This window comes from Sphingobacterium sp. UBA7631 (genome assembly GCF_002483935.1).
In the GTDB taxonomy this organism is placed as follows: domain Bacteria; phylum Bacteroidota; class Bacteroidia; order Sphingobacteriales; family Sphingobacteriaceae; genus Sphingobacterium; species Sphingobacterium multivorum.
Map to the genome: position 1 here is coordinate 266,434 of NZ_DLIX01000010.1, position 18,821 is coordinate 285,254.

Here is an 18,821-nt window from a genome sequence, read left to right on the forward strand (position 1 = left end):
ATTAAACCTTTGTTTGTTAGAGTTTTATAAAAACTAAAAATAAACGAAGATTATGGAAAATCAGCTTTTAAAAGGGGCGAAGGACTTTTTTGACGAAGAAGCGGTCGCTCAGATAGGGCAAGTTTTAAACCAGGATAAAGAGGGGGTGAAGCAGGGGTTGAATGCAACAATTCCCGCCTTGTTTTTAGGTTTAAGCCAACATTCCGATTCCGGTGGAATTTCGGCAATACTTGAAAAGGCCAAGCAGCATTTCGCGGATTTTGATCTCAAAGGTCTTCTCGGCGGTGTGACAAACGCGGATGAGTCTGCAGGGGCTCGTGCGGTGGAAGGTGAGAATTCGGCTGGGCTACTGGGATCAATATTTGGTGGTGGCCTTGATACCGTTTTGAGTACCGTTGCCGGTTATTTGGGCTATGATGGTAGTTCCATTGGGAAATTAATGAACTTTTCTCTGCCAGCGATATTCTCCAGTTTAACAAATAAGGGACAAAATTGGGATTTTGAACGTATCGGTCATGTTTTGCAGGAAAATAAAACAGCTTTTGCTGCTGCTGTGCCAGCGGGTTTAGGTTTAGGTGCCTTTGGAAAGCTTTTCGATGGGGCGCATTTTTCTCCACCTGCGGAGTCGGTGACTGAACCTGCAGTTCCTGCCGATGTTGTCAGGGAGGTCGATAGTCATAAGCCAAGCTCCATTAATCCAGCAAATGAGTTGGAAGCACATAAAGAGCCTTTGTCATTGCCGAGAACAGGCGAGTCGCGGGCAGCAATAGCTGAAAACAGTTCCAGAAGCGGTTCCGGTGGCGGTTGGTGGAAGATTTTAATCGCCTTGGTTATATTGGCTCTACTCTGGTTTTTATTTGGAAAAGGCTGCAGTGGCAGTAAGCAAGACGGTGCTACCGACACCAGTGTGAACAGTGCAATGGTGGATTCAAGTACGATGAAAACAGGTTCCAGTGTAGTGGAGCGCGAGCAGACGGAGGTCATCTTGCCAGATGGTGTCAAACTTGCTGCATTTAAAGGCGGGATAGAAGATCAGTTGGTCCAATTTCTAAAATCCGATTATAAGTCGATCGGTGAGGATTCCCTGAAAAATACCTGGTTTGATTTCGATAACCTGAATTTCAAAACAGGTACAGCCGAGGTGTTGCCTGAAAGCCAGGTGCAACTGCGTAATCTTGCGGCGATATTAAAGGCTTTTCCTGCAGCCAATATTAAGATCGGTGGTTATACCGACAAAACAGGTAATGAGGATTTTAATAAAAAGTTATCGCTTGAGCGCGCAACAGCTGTAAAGGATTACCTGGGTAAAGAGCAGCTTTCCAAACAGGTAATCGGTGCAGAGGGGTACGGTTCACAGTTTGCCAAGTATAAGGCAGATGCGCCCGAATCCGATCGTATTATGGATCGGCATGTTTCGATAAGTGTACGGTAAGTGTTTTTTGCTGAACAATAACCTTGAACGATCCGATCGACAAGACTAAGTTTGAATTCCAAACTATGTTTTTTCTCATAAAAATGCCCCCAGAAAGTGTCTCGCTTTTGGGGGCATTGCAGTGTAACTTGCCCTTTTCTTTGGTGTAATGGAATGCTCTTTAGAAACTGTATACACAGGCCAATAGAAATTGTCCTGCAGATTTAGTTGGGCTTAAGTCGTTCTTGATGAATCGTTCGGTATTTCCTTTGTCAATTCTGATTTCGGGAATAAATTTGAATCCATGGTAATTGTATTCTGCTGTTAAGGTGGTTGCGAGGATATTGGAGCTAGGGATTCCATTTTCTTCCTCTTTATGCGTTTGGAAAAACTCTTCGCGTAATCCTAGACCAAAATTTTCTGAAAAATGAATTCTTGGATAAAGTGCTATTCCAGAGTAACCGCCACCATCTCTCTTTTTATAATTTGTAGCATTTAATCCAAGGAAAAATTTCGAGGTGAAGTCATAATTGGCAACGAGATCGACCAAGGTCCCGGAACTGTAATTGTTTTTACCGCCAGCGGACGATCCTGTCAGAAAATTGAGATAGAAGCTGCTTTTGTCATTGGGGGTATAGGCCAGTTGTGATCCGACATGGGAAACTCCGTTCATATCTTGATAGACGTTCCAGTCGTTAAATAGTCCGACCATTAAGGCTACTTTGTCTGAGAAACTATAGGTAGCTTTTAAACCTGCGTCTTGAAAGGGGCCGGCGCCAAATAAATAGGAAGTTGAATAATGAAAGTTGTATGTGGGCGATATTACTTCAAAACCCACAAATGTTCCCATGAATCCTGCAGTAAGATTGAGCTTCTCGGTTAGATCATAGCCTACATATAAATTTTGGATGTGGAAACTGTTTTTGTCATCGCCGGCCTGGCCATCACCGTTAATAATGGATCGATACTGTCCTCTGGGCCCAAAAGATAATTCTCCGACAAATGATGCTTTTTTAAACTTCTTTTTTACAGCCAGATCCACCATGCCAATAGACACAGAGTTGTTGTCTTCCGTAAAATAGGTGTTGATGTTGGGTTTGTTTTGAAAATCATATTTCCAATAGGTGTCCACTGATCCGGATATTTCTATTCCTTTTTCTTTTGTTTCTTCTTGGCACGTGGCTGTTTTTATTAGAAATGTCGACAGGATGATGGTTGTTAGAAGTCTTTTCATGTTTTTTTTGGGTTTAAGTTTGATTTGTTTGATGTTTTTAGGTGTAATTATCTTTGTTTTGCTTGTTGTTTTTGGTTTTTGGTTGAAAAATTAAGTGATTATTGTGGTTTTTGTATTTGTTTTTGTGAAATTATGTAAAAAAAATCATAAAAAATAAAATAACATGGTATTTTTTTAATAAAAAGACTTTATATTTGAAAAAATTATAAGCGAAAGTAGGTTTTTGTTTTGTTCTTGTATTTTTTTAACAATTTTATTAATGTATTGAAAACACTAATCAGTTTAAACAAATGAAAAAAATTATTCCACTCATTGTTCTAGTTCTTTTGGGAGTATTAGGACTTGTATTTCCCTCGATTGACTTGTCTGACTTAAACAAGACAGAATTTGATACGGGAGATACGGCCTGGTTGTTGACTTCTTCTGCATTGGTGTTGATTATGACACCTGGACTTGCCTTTTTTTACGGCGGTATGGTTAGCAAGAAGAATGTAATTTCAACGATGATGCAAAGCTTTATATGTATGTGTTTAATGACAATCCTTTGGGTCATTGTTGGCTTTAGTTTAGCTTTCGGCGATGATATCGGTGGTATTGTGGGTGATCCGCGTACATTTTTTATGATGAAAGGTACATTAGGGAATGTTGCTTGGGGAGCGCTTCCCACTATACCTTTGGTTTTGTTTGCCATGTTTCAATTGAAGTTTGCGATTATTACACCGGCATTAATTACTGGGGCTTTTGCAGAACGTATCCGTTTTAATTCATTTATGTTATTCATAATCCTGTTCAGTATTTTTATTTATATGCCATTGGCACATGCTACTTGGCACCCAGAAGGTATATTGGCAAAATTTGGTGTTCTTGATTTTGCCGGTGGTACAGTTGTACACATGTCGGCTGGTTGGGCGGCGTTGGCAGCTGCTATTTATTTAAAAGGACGTAAGACACAAAGTCATAATCCAGCACGTATAAGCTACGTGATCTTGGGTACAGCACTTTTATGGTTTGGCTGGTTTGGATTTAATGCCGGTTCTGCCGGTGGAGCAAATTCGTTGGCAGCATATGCTTTTGCGACCACAACTACAGCATCGGCTATGGCCGCGATGGCATGGATATTTGTTGATATCATACGTGGAAAAAAACCTTCAGCAATGGGGGCATGTATCGGTGCTGTTGTTGGTTTGGTTGCAATTACTCCAGCAGCTGGTTTTGTCAGTATTCCACATGCGATGATCATTGGTTTGGTTGGTGCTTTGGTTAGTAATCTGGTTGTATATCTGAGAAGCAAAACAAGTATAGACGATACGTTGGATGTGTTCCCTTGTCACGGGGTAGGCGGTATGGTTGGTATGGTACTTACCGGTGTGTTTGCTCACCATAATGTTAATCCGCTTGTTGTGGACAATGGCCTATTTTTTGGCGAGACGAAATTGTTTTTTGTCCATATGGTCGCGTTATTTGCGGTGTCATTTTTTGCCTTCGTGGGTTCATTGGTACTATTGAAGATCACCGATCTTATCGCTCCATTGCGCGTCGAAGAAACAGATGAAGAGCTTGGCTTGGATGTTTCTCAACATGCAGAAGCATTGTAAACCATTCGTGGCATAACGCTCCATTTATCCCAAACAATCTACTGCTTCGCGGTACATTGTTTGGGATATTTTTTGCATTTTTGTCCTGCCAGGAGAAGAGTGTATGTTGTTATACACTATTTTCGGCAACTATGCCTCTAAAAAGATGTTCAATGACTACTGAGATTAAAGATACTTTGCGTTCTGATTTTGAAAAAATGATGCGTTATTGCCTCCAGAAAAATGGTGATTTCGGTTTTAACCTGTTTGGCGAATATGCTGTATCTGTATTAAATTTCTATGTCGGGAGTTCAATTTTGCCGCTTAACGAAAAACGTGAAGCTGCATTTTTCCTTACGAACCTTTACAATGCAGGTATTAGAAATGCAATTACCCCAGAGGATATTGAAGAAATCGCCGATGTGCTCTCGCAGGACAAGACGTTAAACTATCAGCTATTGGCCCCTATCTTTAACTAAGGTTTGATCTATACAGGATTAGTGCTTGGTCCACACAAGATCTCCTGTTTTATATCCACATTGGAGGGCATAGGTTAAAAATTCATTTCTTATTTTATCTGGAATTTCCCTTTCACGGCCCAAAATCCACATATAGTCGAGGTTGTCTCCAAAAATAAGTGCATATTTATAATCCGATGTTATTTTTACGATATTATAGCCACTGTAAAACGGTCCAAAGAACGACACTTTAAGTGCACCTTCATTGGGGCTGTTGACAAATTTAGCTTTTCCGATAGACTGTTTCCAGCGTTCTTTGTCTTCGGAGTACCCTTGGTTATTGACACGTATTGTACCATTTTTATTTTTGCTGTATTCTGCCGAAACTTGACTTAAGCCTTTTTCCCAATAAAAATCGAGTCTAGCTATTTCATACCATTTTCCAAGGTATTTATCCAAGTCAAACGGATCGACGACGTCAGGTCGCGAGATGACGGGCTTAAAGGCATTATAGGCCACAGCGCTAAGTGCGACGCCAGCTAACAGTAACAGTGATTTTTTCTTATCCATGTTCATCTTTCGAATATATATTGTTAAAACAACAATTTTGATACCAATAAGGTTTAGACATACCGCGCTATTTTGCTAATTTTGTTGACTAAAATTTGTATCGGTGTATTCAAGGGAAGAGATAAAACAATTAAAACAGTTATTCTGGACGAAGTTTGGCCAATTTATGGCTTTACATACTTCTGCAGATGGGGATAAGGTAAATTGGATCAACTACAAGACAGGCATTAAGCATTTATACTTCAAAATGGATGCGGATAACAAAGTGGCAACTGTTGCGATACAGTGGTCACAACCTGATGCTGGACTGAGGGCATTGATGGCAGAACAATTTTTTCAGTTTAAAGCGTTGTTGCAGGATCTTCTTGAAGAGGAGTGGATTTGGGACATGGACGGAACGGACGAATATGGGAAACCGATTTGTCGGATCTACACAAGCTTAACAGGTTACAGCGTTTTTAAAGAGACAGACTGGGCTGAGCTCATTTCTTTTTTTAAGCCTCGAATAATTGCGCTGGATGAGTTTTGGTCCTCAGCGAAGTATACCTTCGATATTTTCAAATAATTAACATTTAGTATAGTAAGATGAGTTATTACAGGTTTGATTCCGCTTTTCAACCCCAGTTTGTGAAGAGAACAGCGTTTTTTACAGGTAAGAACTTCGTCATCATTTAAAACAACAATCTAATGAAAAAAATGATTAAGGGTTTGCTGGCAATGGCAATGTGTTTTCAGCTTTCTTCGGTATTTGCGTGGGGTACAACGGGACATCGTGTCGTGGCCGAAATTGCGGAACGCCATTTGACAAAAAAAGCCAAAAAAAATATAGGGAAAATTATTGGAAAACAGAAACTGGCTTATTGGGCCAACTGGGGAGATTTTATTAAATCAGATCCCAATCCTGAATTTAAAAAACTGGGAAATTCCCATTTTATCAATTTAAACTCGAATTTACCCTGGGCTGATTTTCAATTGGGTTTGGAAAGTTCAGCCGACGAGAATCTTTATAAGACAGCGCTACGTATTGAGAAGTCGTTTGCAGATAAAACTCTTCCAATGGATCAGCAAAAGCAAAACCTGTATTTCTTGATCCATATTTTGGGCGATGCGCATCAACCCATGCACGTTAGTCGTGCTGAGGATCAGGGAGGCAATAAGATTGAAGTAAGCTGGTTTGGAAAAAAATCGAATATTCATCGTGTATGGGATAGCGATTTGGTTGATAATGAGAAGTATAGTTATACCGAGTTTGCAACTGTTTTAGATGTGAACAATAAAAAAGAGAATACGCAGTTAGCGGCTGGAGAACTCTCGAATTGGTTGTATGAATCAAATCAATTAGCTGAAAAGATTTACGCTGACGTAGCTAATAATGCCAATTTATCATACACTTATGTCTATCAAAACAAAGATATTATGGAGCAATGTATGCTCAAAGGTGGTTTACGCCTTGCCAAAGTGTTAAATCGGATTTTTGGTTAATGTAGCGGGGCTACTATTTGACACAAACAGGGCTATCCAAAATGGATAGCCCTGTTTGTGTCATGCCAGACGTATTCCTTACAGTACCGTTTAAGTTATTCGCTTATCAAAGAAGCTGGCCTCACAGTTTGGATATCTTCCTAATTTAGGTCAGCCCGACGTTGCGATCAAATTGATTGTATGCTTTCAGTTAAACAATGTCCGTAGCTTAATTGTTTCCTGTGTATTAAATCGATTTCAATGACTATCCCACAATTATTTAAGAAAATTGTTCCCTTTGCCAAACCTTATCGTCGGCTGATTATTTATACGTTGCTATTAACGGTAGTGGGGTCTTTCGCGGCGCAAATAAACGCTTTTATTTTACGTTATACCGTCGATCAAATTAATGAGCTGATGGTCGCCAAGGAGCCTTTATCGAAAGGCATGTATCTTGTTGGTATAATTAGTATTATTTTACTAATTAAAGAAATAGTCTACGCTTTTGTGCAATTTGGTCAGAAATTTTACGGGGAGAAACTTCGCATTTATATCGCACGTGACTTTTCTCAATCCATTGTAAACCGCATTTTAACCTATAAGTTAGCCTTCTATACCTCAAGCGACAATGAAAGTGGAAAATTGGCTACCCGGATAGATGCCGGGATCAGTTCGTTGACACGTCTGGTCCAAAATTTCTTTATTGATATTCTGCCTTTGTTTGCCAATGCAATCATTGCATTAATCTGTATGTTCTACGCTAATGTATACGTAGGTCTAGTGGGATTGGCTGTTATTCCCTTGTATCTTTATATTAGTCAGACCCAAGCCTCCAGATTGACGGGCTTTAGGAGGCAGATGCGCAAATACCGGGAGTCGAAAAATAATCGGATCATTAGTTTGATCGATTCAATTTTGGTAATTAAGTCTTTCGTTCGAGAGCCAGAAGAAGCGAAACGTCATGAAAAGATTCAATATGAAATGACTGAGAATCAAATGGAAACTCGAAAAACAAGTTTTTTTTACGATAGCATTAAAAATTTCGTAGAACAGATTGCCGTTGTGATAATTATTGTTTTAACGGCCTATCTTGTTCTCTCCGGCCAAATTACCATTGGTGCGATTATGTTTCATATTATGTTATTTAATAACGTTTCGGCGCCGATTCGTCAGCTGCACCGGATTTATGATGAGGTAAACGATGCCCTGGTCTATTCGGAATCTTTCTTTGAAATTTTGGAATCTGACGAGTATATAGAATCAAAGGGAGATTATAAGCCGGCACAGATAAAAGGACATTTGGCATTACGGAATGTATTTTTTGAATATCCGAATGGGACGGTTGCTTTAAAGGATGTAAATTTTGAGATCAAGCCAAATGAAATTACGGCATTAGTGGGGCTGAGTGGAGCCGGGAAAAGTACGATTATCAACTTATTGGATAAATTTTATGAACCCACCAGTGGGCAAATTTTTTTGGATGGGGTAGACTTGGCAAAATACGATACAGCGTTTCTCCGTCGACATATCGGTATGGTATTGCAACGGAATCATATTTTTAAAGGAACTATCTTTGAAAATATTGAATATGGTAAAATGGGAAGTTCCGGGGGAGAGATCATTGAAGCGGCCAAAAAGGCCTATATCCATGAGCAGATTATGGATTTGCCCAAAGGTTACGATTCAGATGCGCAATCGCTGTCAGGGGGGCAGCAGCAGCGGATCGCTATAGCTCGTTTGTTTTTAAAAAATCCACCGATTATTTTTCTCGACGAGCCTACGGCTAATTTGGACGCCATTGCGACCGAACAGATTAAAAATAGTTTGGATGCCATAAAGAAAGACCGTACAGTGATTATCGTTTCCCACAGTATCTCCCAGATCATCGATTCCAATGCTATTGTGGTCATGGAAAAGGGGATGGTGGTGGAGAAAGGACAACATGAAGATCTTTACGCACATAAAGGAACCTATTATGATATTTTCTCGGCAATGGCCAACAGCTTAAACCTGAGTAAAATAAGCAGAACATTACAAGCAGATAAAAGATAGGGGATTATTAACTTGTGCGACTATGGAGTATCATGCCAATGACCACCAATACAATACCCATACAGGAATATACATTTGGAAGTGCCGCCTGCAAGATGAGAATTTCGCCTAGCAGCGTAAAAATAACTTCCATGGCCTGTGTTGCCTCTACAGCTGCTAAGGCTTTATGATCGTGATGAACGAAATCAGTAGCTGAGAAAAATAAAAGTGTTGCGATCACCCCCGAACAAATGGCCACTAAAAAGGTTTGGAAGAGCTGGCTATCAGTTGGTAAACCATGATCAGAATAGCCAAATAGACTCAGGATAATCCAAAATGGCATACTACAGAGCGTCATCCCGAGCGTGCGTTGAAAAGCATCTAACCTATTATTTGATATTTTCATCATTTTACGGTTACCTAAGGGATAGGCAATGGCACCGATCAATACAGGGATGGTTCCCAATAACATGCTGTTTAAGGAGGTTGACTGGGCTTCTGAAATTTGCATCAAAAGAATACCTAAAAAAATTAGAATGGAGAAGAGGAGTGAAGCTTTTGATATGCTTTTTCGCTGACCTTTCTTTTCGAGCAGCGGACCAATAAACATGCCGGCTATAATGGTGAATTCGAAAGTGCTGGCTACGAGCCAAGATGGGCCATAATTTGCGCCATAGGTAAGCGTCGCATAGAACAGTCCGAATCCGACGGTACTCCAAAGAAGCCATTGCCAAAGGTTGGATCTGATTTCTTTAAGTAAATCGATGAGGTTTCCTCTTATGGCAACAATGATAAGTAAGACTGGGAGCATCCAAATAAACCGTAAGGAGGCTGTCCATTGCCAGCTTCCACCGGACACGGCCATAATGCGGTTTAGAACGAAGGTACTGGCAAAAAATAAGGCGGCTAGCGTTCCTAAAAAAAGTGCATTTTTTTTTATTCTTTTTTATTGTAAATTGGATTGGCATAAATAAGGGGAATGGGATGTATACTTAACTTTGTGAAAGTAAGCAAATGTCCGTTTAAATGAAAATGAAACAAAAACTAATTGATTTTTATCGCGATTTTCTCATTTAAAATTCCTTATTTTGCCTAATCAATAAAACAAGTAGTAAGAAAATTAATCAAGATGATTATACAACCAAGAACTAGAGGTTTTATTTGTTTAACCTCGCATCCACAAGGGGCTGCGCAAAACATTAAAAATCAAATTGAATACGTGAAATCCAAAGGTGAGATCGCGAATGGTCCAAAGAAAGTATTGGTAATCGGTGCTTCTACTGGATTTGGTATTGCATCTCGGATTTCTGCAGCATTTGGTTCTGGAGCTGCTACAATCGGTGTATTTTTTGAAAAACCTGCGGCAGAAGGCAAGCCCGGGACTGCTGGATGGTACAATTCCGCAGCTTTTGAGAAAGAAGCCCATGAGGCGGGATTATATGCCAAAAGTATCAATGGTGACGCTTTTTCGGACGAAGTGAAAAAACAAACTATTGAACTTATTAAAAAGGATCTGGGACAGGTTGATTTAGTGGTTTACAGTTTGGCATCACCACGCCGTACGCATCCAAAAACGGGGGTAGCACATGCTTCTGTTTTGAAACCGATACAAGAACCATTTACCAACAAAACGGTAGATTTCCATACGGGTGTAATTTCAGATATTACCATTCAGCCTGTTGAAAATGAAGAAGATATTGCGAATACTGTAGCTGTTATGGGTGGAGAAGACTGGAAGTTTTGGATCGAAGATCTTAAGGCTGCTGGTGTGTTAGCTGATGGAGCGAAAACAGTTGCCTATTCTTACATAGGTCCTGAACTTACTTATCCAATTTACCGTAATGGTACTATTGGTCGTGCGAAGGACGATTTAGAAGGCACAGTGCCTGCCATAAACGCGATTTTGAGCGATATTAATGGTGTATCCTATGTATCGGTAAATAAAGCTCTGGTTACGCAATCAAGCTCAGCTATTCCTGTTGTTCCTTTATACATTTCTTTATTGTATAAAGTAATGAAGGAAAAAGGAATTCACGAAGGTACAATAGAGCAAATGCAACGTTTGTTTGCTGAGCGACTTTATACTGCTGACGGTAAAGTATTGCTTGATGAGAAATGTCGTATCCGTGTTGATGACTTAGAAATGCGTGAAGATGTTCAGGCTGAAGTTGCAGCATTGTGGGAGAAAGCAACAACTGAAAATTTAGCCGAAATTTCAGATATTGAAGGTTATCGTAACGAGTTTTTCAATTTGTTCGGTTTCAATTTTGAGGGTATCGATTACAATGCTGATACCAATGAAGTTGTTGGCGTACCTAGTATTGAAGGTTAACTTTAACGAATATACCTACAAAAAGAGCGGTGAATGTTTAAACATTCACCGCTCTTTTTGTAGGTATATCTTTGATACGATGTACGGATGTTTAGTGGAGACTATGGTGTCAGCTCTCGCTGTTTTTGATAGAGTAGGTTTCCAACAACGGCAAAACCAATGCAGACCATCATGGTACTAAATGGGTATATCGCTGTCATCCCCCTATTATTGGCCACAAAGCCAATTAATGGACCTGTGATGCCAAGTGAAATATCAATAAATAGCCCATAAGCAGCCAGAGCAGAGCCTTGTTGACTTTGGTCTACCCGTTTAATGGCTTCGACACCAAGCGCAGGAAATACCAGTGAGAAGCCAAAACCCGTTAACGCAGCGCCCAATAGGGTCCATAAGGGATCAATTGCCACGGCGATAACCGTGAGGCCTACTGTTTCAACGAAAAGACTAACTAAGGCAACCTTGAGCCCACCATATTGGTCAATGACCTTATTGAAAATTAGCCGTGTTAAAATAAAAAATACGCCAAATAAAGTTAAGCACGCTGCCCCATTTTCCCAATTGAAATGTTCATAGTAAAGCGTCATAAAAGTGGAGATGCTGCCAAACCCCAGACCACCTAAAGCAAGACAAATTCCAAAGGGAGCTACTAAAAGCAATACGCGTTTAAAACTCACTTTTTCAGCCTTTTTACCCGCCACTTGATAGGGTGTTTTTGCGCGGCAATAAAAATAGCCGAGCAGACCAATAGCACTGGTCAATAGAGCCAAAGCTTCATAATTGATATGATCCACCAGCAACACACCCAAGGGCGCACCAATAGCCAATGCACCATAGCTGGCTATTCCGTTGAAAGAGATCGCTTTTGCGGCATGTTCGTCGCCGAGCTCCATTAATGCCCAATTTATAGGGCTCGCACCCACTAGACCCTCTCCAATTCCAGTAAACAAGCGGGTAATAAGTAGGAGACCCAAACTGAGCAGAGGCTGAGACCGGAATAGAAAAACAAGCAATAAAAGGAGTCCCGATAATGCAAAAAATAACATGCTGCGCAGAACGGAAATCTTGGGGCCCTTGGTGTCCACAATTTTTCCTGCATAACCGCGTAGTAGGAAAGTAGCGATATATTGAACGCTAATAACCAGTCCCGCAATAATAGTATTAAATCCTAAAGTTTGATGAATAAAGATGGGGAGGGTAGCAAGCGATAGGCCGATTGTGAGGTAACCAAGGAAAGTTAAAGAGACGTAGCCTAAAATCTTTTGATTGACCTCCCGAAGAGAAATTGTCATTATAAAAATTTTAGGCGAAATTACGTCTTTATGCTTGTTTTAAGAAATAAAATCAATAAACAACTGTCTCTTTAATATCACAATTTTTCTCGAGCCATTCTTGGTCAAATTGTTTTGGTGAAATTCTTTTGCCTTGATAGATATAGTAAACTTTTTCAGATTCGCCCTTTACTGGGGGACCAGGTATTTTATTGACAATCTTCTCTTCAGGACAGTCCTGTATCAAAGCCTGTTCTTTGACTTGACGAGTTTTACATGAATTAAAGGCGATTACAAGGATAAAAAGGTACAATAATTTATTCATGAGTTTAGTTTTAATACAATTGTTAACGTAAGCGCTGTTCAAAATGCGACATCAATTATTCAAAGTGTACAACTTTTTGATCGGCTATTTGTTCTATAAAAGATACCTGAAAGGCTAGAATCGCGAAAGGAGAAATTAACGTTAGAAAAATTAAATAATTAGCATAGAAAACATGAGAAGAAAAGCCACAGCCCAATGGAACGGCAATCTGAAAGAAGGAAAAGGTAGCCTGACTACAGACAGTACAGCGTTGGATCATACGCAATATTCATTTTCGACACGGTTTGAAAATGGTGTGGGGACAAATCCCGAAGAATTATTGGCAGCAGCACATGCAGGATGTTTCACCATGCAATTGAGTGCTTTTCTTTCTGAGGCCGGTTTTGTTCCGGAAGAACTAACAACAGTTTCTACAATCGTGTTCGAGAATGGTTCAATTGTGCGATCTGAACTTGAACTGCAAGGAAAGGTGCCAACGATAAGCGAAACTGAGTTTCAAACAATAGCGCATAAAGCGAAGGAAAACTGTCCGGTGAGTAAGGCATTCAGTTTCGAAAAAACCTTGGATGCAAAGCTCCTTTCATAAGATATTCTATCGAACAAAGACTTGGTCTTTTTTCGTTAAAAGGAGAAAAAGCTGTTATTTTTGAGGCTAACATAAATAATTAGCAATATTGAATTTTAATCCATTGAGTTTTGGTTCAGAGAAAGAAAAATAAGTTAAGTTCAGCAGCGCTTGCGGAAAATAATCTGGAAGCTGGAAAGGCATTTTTGGAAAAGTATGCCCAGCAAGAAGGAGTAGTCGTATGCGCATCGGGTTTGCATTATAAGGTATTAACAAAGGGGGCGGGGCAAATTCCCAAGAAGTCGGCTAAAGTTATCTGCCATTATAAAGGCGAGCTTTTAGACGGAACTGTATTCGATAGTTCGTATAAGCGGAAGCGCCCCGAAACGTTTTATATTAATGAACTCATTGTGGGTTGGCAAGAAGCGATTTCAATGATGCCGGTTGGATCAATCTGGGAGGTGTGCCTTCCACCAAAACTGGCTTATGGAAAGGAAGAGTTGTTACCTCGAAAAGGAGGAGAATGTACGTTGATATTTCAGATTGAGTTAATTGCGATTTTAGCTTAACCCTAAAAAACTTCCATAAAAAAGCCCGNNCGGGCTTTTTTATGGAAGTTTATTTTTTACTCCACTTCTTTGATCTTAGCATTGATCTCGGCCGTTTTAGCTTCGTCTTGCATAAAAATATAGTAGTTCTTTAAGTTCGTTAAAGCATCTACATTTTTTGGTTGCAAAGAAACTGCTTTCTCTAAGTAAGGAAGCACTGGCTTTAATTCTGCTTTAATCTTATTTAATTCTGCATCATATTGCGCTTGCGTCAATTTTCTGTTATTATTAACAACATTTAATTTTTCACGTGTTTTGTTCATTAACGTGATTGCTAAATTTGTATTTGCCTCAAAAAAGTTAGGATCAATCTCCAATGCTTTTTTGTATGCTGCAACTGCTGCGTCTTCGTTTTTCGCTGAAGATTGGGCTATGCCTAGGTAATAATTTAAGCTTTTATTGTTTGGATCTTTTGCTAATTGTGCAGTGATAGCATCAATTGTTTCTTTTTCGTGGCCTGTAATCAGATTCAATTCGATGTTTTGAGTCATCGCCGCATTGTCATCTGGATAAGCTTCAGCCGCTTTTTTTGCATATTCAAGTGCTGAAGTTGTATCTTGCATAGAGAGGTACAATTTCGGTAGATCGACCATAATCGTTTTATGCGAAGAGAAATCTTTTCTTGGAATTAGTTCTTTATAACGTTCCACAGCATTCTTATAATCCTTATTTGATAGCGCTGCAACACCGCTGTAATAAGTAACTAATGTATCTCCAGGAAGATAGGTCAACGCTTTTGTAAAAGAGCTGTACGATTCAGCATATTTTTGTGCTTGATATGCTTCTGCTCCCAAATTGAAATTATATTGTCCCAGAATTTGTTCTGCAACAGTAATATTCGCTTTATTCGCACCGTCTGTATCCAGCTGTTTTGCTTTCGCAATTCCGTCCTCAGCCAATTTCGCTAATTCAGATGACTTATCTATTGTTGATAGGTTTGCATTTACCAATGCATATACCGTCCACGCTTCCGCATTATCTTTTGTTTTGTCATTGACAACAGCTGCGTCAATAGCTTCTTTCGCCGATTTCAAATTAGGAATACCCAATTGAACCGTACCAGCGTCTTTCAATTCTTGGAATTTCGCTAGGGCAGATTTTGCCTTTTTAACATTGCCCGTCTGCGCAAAAGAAACTGAGGTAGATACAGTACCTATTGCTGCTAATAATAATAGAGATTTTAAATTCATATCTATTTAACTGTTAATTGATTCAATAATAAATTCACTCTGTCTAATTGTGATGCGTCATCAATAAGCTTATAATATTTAGCCAAAGCTTTAAGCGCATTGACATCATAGGGTTTAATCTCATTTGCCTTCAACAGATACTCGATGGTCAACTCTTGTATATCCTGGTTGGAAGGTTCCTTTAATAAAGTCTCCAGATTGATTAGCCCTAATGCAAGATTAGATTCATAATTATTCGGATCCAATCGTAATACATTATTATAATATTCTTTCGCTCGTTTTATATCATTGGCATTTTCGTAAGAATAGCCTGCAATATAATTCAGTTCGACATTTTCAGGCTCTAAACGGATGGCATCAGCAATGACATTTAAGATAGCGTCATAAGAATTATTGGCTGAATACACATCAATTAATCTAAAAAGTATCTGTTTATTTTCAGGAAATATAGCATGTCCTTTTTCAAGAACGTTCAAGACATCCTGTTTAGTACCTCCGAGCGAATAAATCTGTGCTAATTCAAGAAAGTAATTAGGCTTTGGATGTTCACTTTTAATAAGTTCGTCATAATATTTGATTGAATTCATATAATCTTTATTCTTGCCGGAGAGTACCGCCAGATTATATTTGAGATCATTATTTTTGAAACCAAGTGAATCTATTCGAAGGTAAGCTTTATAAGCTTTGTCAAATTTGCCATCTTTTAAAGCCAACGCTCCCTGATAGGATATGGCTCCAGCAAGATTTTGACGAATGTAGTCCATTTCCGCAGGAAAGTTTCGACGTGCTTTTTTTTGATCCAGAAGCTTAAGTGATTTGATGGATACGTCGATAGGATCCATTTTATAGGGCTGCTTCCTTGTTGAATCTGCAACTGCCAAGGAGCTATATACCAATGCCCTTAAAAGGTTATTATTGACAGAAGCCGAATCTTTCTTTGATTGGAAGGCGGCGTCTGCAAACTTTCGCGCATTTTCAAGATTTTTAAATTCGCCAGTTTTGGTATATAAAGCAAAACTGTTGCTGCCCTCCTTTAAATTGGATTGGGCAACAACAGTTAAACTACTTGCAGATATTAACAATGATATCAGTAAGTTTTTCATTAGACTATTTATTCTTCGTTTGAGTCCGTGTTTTCTTCAGAAGTCGAATCACCATTTTCCGTTGACTCTTCGGTCAGTTCAGACTCTTCTTCAGATTCTTCTTCACGATCGACTTTCGTAATAGACGCGATCTCGTCGTTATCTTTCAAATTAATGAGCCTTACACCTTGTGTTGCACGTCCCATTACTCTTAATTCTTCTACAGCAATGCGGATAACAATACCAGATTTGTTGATGATCATTAAATCTTCGTTATCTGTAACGCCTTTAATTGCAACGAGTTCGCCTGTCTTATCGGTGACATTAATTGTTTTCACACCTTTACCACCACGATTCGTTACGCGATAATCCTCGATATCTGTACGTTTTCCGTATCCTTTTTCAGAAACGACCAACACGGTAGTTTCCGAATCATTCACACTAATCATGCCAATCACCTCATCGCTTTCCGCTGCCAAGGTAATACCACGTACACCTGTTGCCGTTCTGCCCATTGGACGAACCGTAGATTCATTGAAACGAATTGCGCGACCAGAACGGAGTGCCATGACAATTTCGCTGCTTCCAGTAGTCAAACAAGCCTCAATCAATTGATCGCCTTCATTGATATTGATCGCATTGATACCATTTGCTCTTGGACGAGAATAGGCCTCCAAAGACGTCTTCTTAATCGTACCTTTTTTGGTACACATAATAATGAAGTTGTTTTCCAAATAATCTTGGTCTTTCAGGTTCTTCACCAGGATGAAGGCCTTTATTTTCTCTTCTTTTGGAACGTTGATGATATTTTGAAGTGCTCGACCTCTAGAAGTACGGCTTCCTTCAGGAATCTCAAATGCACGCAACCAGAAACAGCGACCTGCCTCTGTAAATAGCAGCATATAATTATGTGCCGAGGCTGTAATGATATGTTCGGTAAAATCTTCTTCGCGTGTATTTGTGCCAATTGATCCGCGGCCACCGCGACCCTGACGTTTGTATTCGGATAATGGTGTACGCTTTACGTAACTATTATGGGAGATTGTGATAACGATTTCTTCATCATCAATAAAATCTTCCATACGCATATCTTCAGCAGAGTGTACAATCTGGGATCTACGTTCGTCACCGTATTTTTCTTTGATTTCAATTAACTCATCTTTGATAATTTTCATACGAAGTCCCTCGTCTTCCAATATCGATTTTAAATAGTCAATTGTTTTCATCAATTCAGCATATTCCTCTTTAATCTTATCACGTTCTAGTCCTGTTAGACGACGTAAAGTCATATCAAGGATCGCGCGAGCCTGAAGATCGGATAGGCCAAATTTCTCCATTAATCCAAGGCGTGCATCTTCCGGAGTATCCGAATTACGGATCAATTTGATGACTTCATCCAAATGATCCAAGGCAATTAAATACCCCTCTAGAATATGAGCACGTTTTTCAGCTTCCGCCAGCTCATAGCGTGTACGTCTAACGATTACCTCATGTCTATGCTCGACAAACTCGTGAATCATGTCTTTCAGATTCAACAGCATTGGCCTTCCTTTAACTAAAGCAATGTTGTTTACTGAAAATGAAGTTTGTAGCGCTGTGTATTTAAACAAATTGTTTAAAACAACATTTGCATTTGCATCGCGCTTGATGTCGTACACAATACGCATCCCGGTACGGTCAGATTCATCACGAATAGCAGAAATTCCTTCTAATTTCTTTTCGTTAACTAATTCGGCTGTACGCTCGATCATATTCGCCTTGTTCACTTGATAAGGAATTTCGGTGACGATAATCTGCTCTCTACCCGATTTGGTTGCTTCTATTTCAGCTTTTGCACGCATAACAATACGGCCACGACCTGTATTACAAGCATCTTGAACCCCAGCATAGCCGTAGATTAATGCACCTGTAGGGAAGTCTGGACCTTTGATATGCTGCATCAATTCCGAAACCTCGATATCACGATTATCAATAAAAGCGATTGTGCCATCGATAACCTCGGATAGGTTATGTGGGGCCATATTTGTAGCCATACCCACTGCAATCCCCGAAGCTCCGTTGACCAGGAGATTTGGAATACGGGTGGGAAGGACTGTTGGTTCTTGTAGGGAATCGTCAAAGTTATTTTGGAAATCAACCGTATCTTTGTTGATATCAGATAGCATTTCCTCGGCAATTTTCTTTAATCTTGCCTCCGTATAACGCATCGCCGCAGGTGGATCGCCATCGATGGAACCGTAGTTACCTTGACCATCTACCAAAGGATAACGTAAACTCCAATCTTGAGCCATACGAACCATGGTGTCATAAACGGATGAATCACCATGTGGGTGATATTTACCTAATACGTCACCAACGATACGGGCAGACTTTTTGTAAGGCTTGCCACTGGTAACCCCTAAGTCCAGCATGCCATAAAGAACACGTCTGTGTACTGGCTTCATGCCATCACGCGCATCAGGAAGTGCTCTTGATACAATGACAGACATGGAGTAGTCAATGTAGGCAGACTTCATCTGATCCTCGATGTTAATTGGGATAATCCGGTCGTTTGCCGGAACAAGATTGTTGTCGTTTTCTGTTTCTTCAGCCATATGAATTTGGTTTCAATAAAACTAGTATGCAAGCCCTCTAAACTGGCTTGCCACGCATGCGAAGTTACAAAAATTTAACCTCAAAAGCGAATGATTTAAGCCCTAATATACACAAAAA

At 39.7% G+C, this 18,821-nt stretch carries 17 protein-coding genes; 9 read left to right on the forward strand and 8 right to left on the reverse strand.

From position 1 onward, the window contains the following. Positions 1-52: 52 nt before the first annotated feature. Positions 53-1,432: an OmpA family protein gene (locus B3P16_RS17490; RefSeq protein ID WP_286843732.1), complete on the forward strand. Its 1,380-nt coding sequence runs from the start codon at positions 53-55 to the stop codon at positions 1,430-1,432. Between the two features lie 160 nt (positions 1,433-1,592). Here B3P16_RS17490 and B3P16_RS17495 read toward each other — a convergent pair whose 3' ends face one another. After that, on the reverse strand, positions 1,593-2,645 hold the full coding sequence (locus tag B3P16_RS17495; protein ID WP_286843734.1) for an outer membrane beta-barrel protein: 1,053 nt from the start codon (positions 2,643-2,645) through the stop codon (positions 1,593-1,595). 290 nt (positions 2,646-2,935) lie between these two features. On the opposite strand from B3P16_RS17495, the gene B3P16_RS17500 reads away from it, so the two are divergent. Together B3P16_RS17500 and B3P16_RS17505 are read left to right on the forward strand one after the other, a co-directional pair. Beyond that, on the forward strand, positions 2,936-4,240 hold the full coding sequence (locus tag B3P16_RS17500; RefSeq protein WP_046673579.1) for an ammonium transporter: 1,305 nt from the start codon (positions 2,936-2,938) through the stop codon (positions 4,238-4,240). 152 nt (positions 4,241-4,392) lie between these two features. After that, positions 4,393-4,698 carry a hypothetical protein gene (locus B3P16_RS17505; protein ID WP_046673578.1) on the forward strand — a complete coding sequence of 102 codons (306 nt, stop codon included), beginning with the start codon at positions 4,393-4,395 and terminating at the stop codon, positions 4,696-4,698. A gap of 18 nt (positions 4,699-4,716) precedes the next feature. On the opposite strand, the gene B3P16_RS17510 is transcribed toward B3P16_RS17505, so the two are convergent. Then, on the reverse strand, positions 4,717-5,247 hold the full coding sequence (locus tag B3P16_RS17510; RefSeq protein ID WP_070569098.1) for a lipocalin family protein: 531 nt from the start codon (positions 5,245-5,247) through the stop codon (positions 4,717-4,719). A gap of 103 nt (positions 5,248-5,350) precedes the next feature. Here B3P16_RS17510 and B3P16_RS17515 point away from each other — a divergent pair, with 103 nt between their 5' ends. The 3 genes from B3P16_RS17515 (at position 5,351) to B3P16_RS17525 (ending at position 8,760) form a co-directional block, all read left to right on the forward strand. Next, on the forward strand, positions 5,351-5,812 hold the full coding sequence (locus tag B3P16_RS17515; RefSeq protein ID WP_070568910.1) for a DUF4268 domain-containing protein: 462 nt from the start codon (positions 5,351-5,353) through the stop codon (positions 5,810-5,812). Positions 5,813-5,934: 122 nt separating this feature from the next. Beyond that, positions 5,935-6,729, forward strand: a complete 795-nt coding sequence (locus tag B3P16_RS17520; protein WP_286843736.1) for a S1/P1 nuclease — start codon at positions 5,935-5,937, stop codon at positions 6,727-6,729. 240 nt (positions 6,730-6,969) lie between these two features. Beyond that, on the forward strand, positions 6,970-8,760 hold the full coding sequence (locus B3P16_RS17525; RefSeq protein ID WP_286843738.1) for an ABC transporter ATP-binding protein: 1,791 nt from the start codon (positions 6,970-6,972) through the stop codon (positions 8,758-8,760). Between the two features lie 7 nt (positions 8,761-8,767). On the opposite strand, the gene B3P16_RS17530 is transcribed toward B3P16_RS17525, so the two are convergent. Continuing rightward, on the reverse strand, positions 8,768-9,679 hold the full coding sequence (locus B3P16_RS17530) for a multidrug resistance efflux transporter family protein (protein ID WP_286844402.1): 912 nt from the start codon (positions 9,677-9,679) through the stop codon (positions 8,768-8,770). 189 nt (positions 9,680-9,868) lie between these two features. Between B3P16_RS17530 and fabV the strand changes: the two genes are divergently transcribed. Then, positions 9,869-11,071 carry an enoyl-ACP reductase FabV gene (fabV, locus tag B3P16_RS17535; RefSeq protein ID WP_286843739.1) on the forward strand — a complete coding sequence of 401 codons (1,203 nt, stop codon included), beginning with the start codon at positions 9,869-9,871 and terminating at the stop codon, positions 11,069-11,071. A 101-nt stretch (positions 11,072-11,172) separates the two neighbouring features. On the opposite strand, the gene B3P16_RS17540 is transcribed toward fabV, so the two are convergent. Both B3P16_RS17540 and B3P16_RS17545 read right to left on the reverse strand, forming a co-directional pair. After that, positions 11,173-12,360 (reverse strand): MFS transporter, encoded by a 1,188-nt coding sequence (locus tag B3P16_RS17540; RefSeq protein WP_286843741.1) that lies wholly within the window; start codon positions 12,358-12,360, stop codon positions 11,173-11,175. 52 nt (positions 12,361-12,412) lie between these two features. Further along, positions 12,413-12,664: a hypothetical protein gene (locus tag B3P16_RS17545; RefSeq protein ID WP_046673571.1), complete on the reverse strand. Its 252-nt coding sequence runs from the start codon at positions 12,662-12,664 to the stop codon at positions 12,413-12,415. A gap of 172 nt (positions 12,665-12,836) precedes the next feature. Here B3P16_RS17545 and B3P16_RS17550 point away from each other — a divergent pair, with 172 nt between their 5' ends. Beyond that, on the forward strand, positions 12,837-13,250 hold the full coding sequence (locus B3P16_RS17550) for an OsmC family protein (protein ID WP_286843742.1): 414 nt from the start codon (positions 12,837-12,839) through the stop codon (positions 13,248-13,250). 110 nt (positions 13,251-13,360) lie between these two features. Then, positions 13,361-13,798, forward strand: a complete 438-nt coding sequence (locus B3P16_RS17555) for an FKBP-type peptidyl-prolyl cis-trans isomerase (protein WP_286843743.1) — start codon at positions 13,361-13,363, stop codon at positions 13,796-13,798. A gap of 56 nt (positions 13,799-13,854) precedes the next feature. Here B3P16_RS17555 and B3P16_RS17560 read toward each other — a convergent pair whose 3' ends face one another. The 3 genes from B3P16_RS17560 to gyrA are packed head-to-tail and all read right to left on the reverse strand — an operon-like array spanning position 13,855 to position 18,703. Further along, positions 13,855-15,027, reverse strand: coding sequence for a tetratricopeptide repeat protein (locus tag B3P16_RS17560; RefSeq protein WP_112376491.1), 1,173 nt, complete (start codon positions 15,025-15,027; stop codon positions 13,855-13,857). 2 nt (positions 15,028-15,029) lie between these two features. Further along, positions 15,030-16,130: a tetratricopeptide repeat protein gene (locus tag B3P16_RS17565; RefSeq protein WP_070568880.1), complete on the reverse strand. Its 1,101-nt coding sequence runs from the start codon at positions 16,128-16,130 to the stop codon at positions 15,030-15,032. A gap of 8 nt (positions 16,131-16,138) precedes the next feature. After that, the gene (gene gyrA / locus B3P16_RS17570; protein WP_070568875.1) at positions 16,139-18,703 is read right to left on the reverse strand and encodes a DNA gyrase subunit A; all 2,565 of its coding nucleotides are present in this window, start codon (positions 18,701-18,703) and stop codon (positions 16,139-16,141) included. Between the last annotated feature and the right edge of the window lie 118 nt (positions 18,704-18,821).

Excerpts from the sequence above, each read along its gene's own strand:
- B3P16_RS17490 (WP_286843732.1), top strand. The coding sequence starts at position 53 with ATGGAAAATCAGCTTTTAAAAGGGGCGAAGGACTTTTTTGACGAAGAA.
- B3P16_RS17495 (WP_286843734.1), bottom strand. The coding sequence starts at position 2,645 with ATGAAAAGACTTCTAACAACCATCATCCTGTCGACATTTCTAATAAAA.
- B3P16_RS17500 (WP_046673579.1), top strand. The coding sequence starts at position 2,936 with ATGAAAAAAATTATTCCACTCATTGTTCTAGTTCTTTTGGGAGTATTA.
- B3P16_RS17505 (WP_046673578.1), top strand. The coding sequence starts at position 4,393 with ATGACTACTGAGATTAAAGATACTTTGCGTTCTGATTTTGAAAAAATG.
- B3P16_RS17510 (WP_070569098.1), bottom strand. The coding sequence starts at position 5,247 with ATGGATAAGAAAAAATCACTGTTACTGTTAGCTGGCGTCGCACTTAGC.
- B3P16_RS17520 (WP_286843736.1), top strand. The coding sequence starts at position 5,935 with ATGAAAAAAATGATTAAGGGTTTGCTGGCAATGGCAATGTGTTTTCAG.
- B3P16_RS17525 (WP_286843738.1), top strand. The coding sequence starts at position 6,970 with ATGACTATCCCACAATTATTTAAGAAAATTGTTCCCTTTGCCAAACCT.
- fabV (WP_286843739.1), top strand. The coding sequence starts at position 9,869 with ATGATTATACAACCAAGAACTAGAGGTTTTATTTGTTTAACCTCGCAT.
- B3P16_RS17540 (WP_286843741.1), bottom strand. The coding sequence starts at position 12,360 with ATGACAATTTCTCTTCGGGAGGTCAATCAAAAGATTTTAGGCTACGTC.
- B3P16_RS17545 (WP_046673571.1), bottom strand. The coding sequence starts at position 12,664 with ATGAATAAATTATTGTACCTTTTTATCCTTGTAATCGCCTTTAATTCA.
- B3P16_RS17550 (WP_286843742.1), top strand. The coding sequence starts at position 12,837 with ATGAGAAGAAAAGCCACAGCCCAATGGAACGGCAATCTGAAAGAAGGA.
- B3P16_RS17560 (WP_112376491.1), bottom strand. The coding sequence starts at position 15,027 with ATGAATTTAAAATCTCTATTATTATTAGCAGCAATAGGTACTGTATCT.
- B3P16_RS17565 (WP_070568880.1), bottom strand. The coding sequence starts at position 16,130 with ATGAAAAACTTACTGATATCATTGTTAATATCTGCAAGTAGTTTAACT.
- gyrA (WP_070568875.1), bottom strand. The coding sequence starts at position 18,703 with ATGGCTGAAGAAACAGAAAACGACAACAATCTTGTTCCGGCAAACGAC.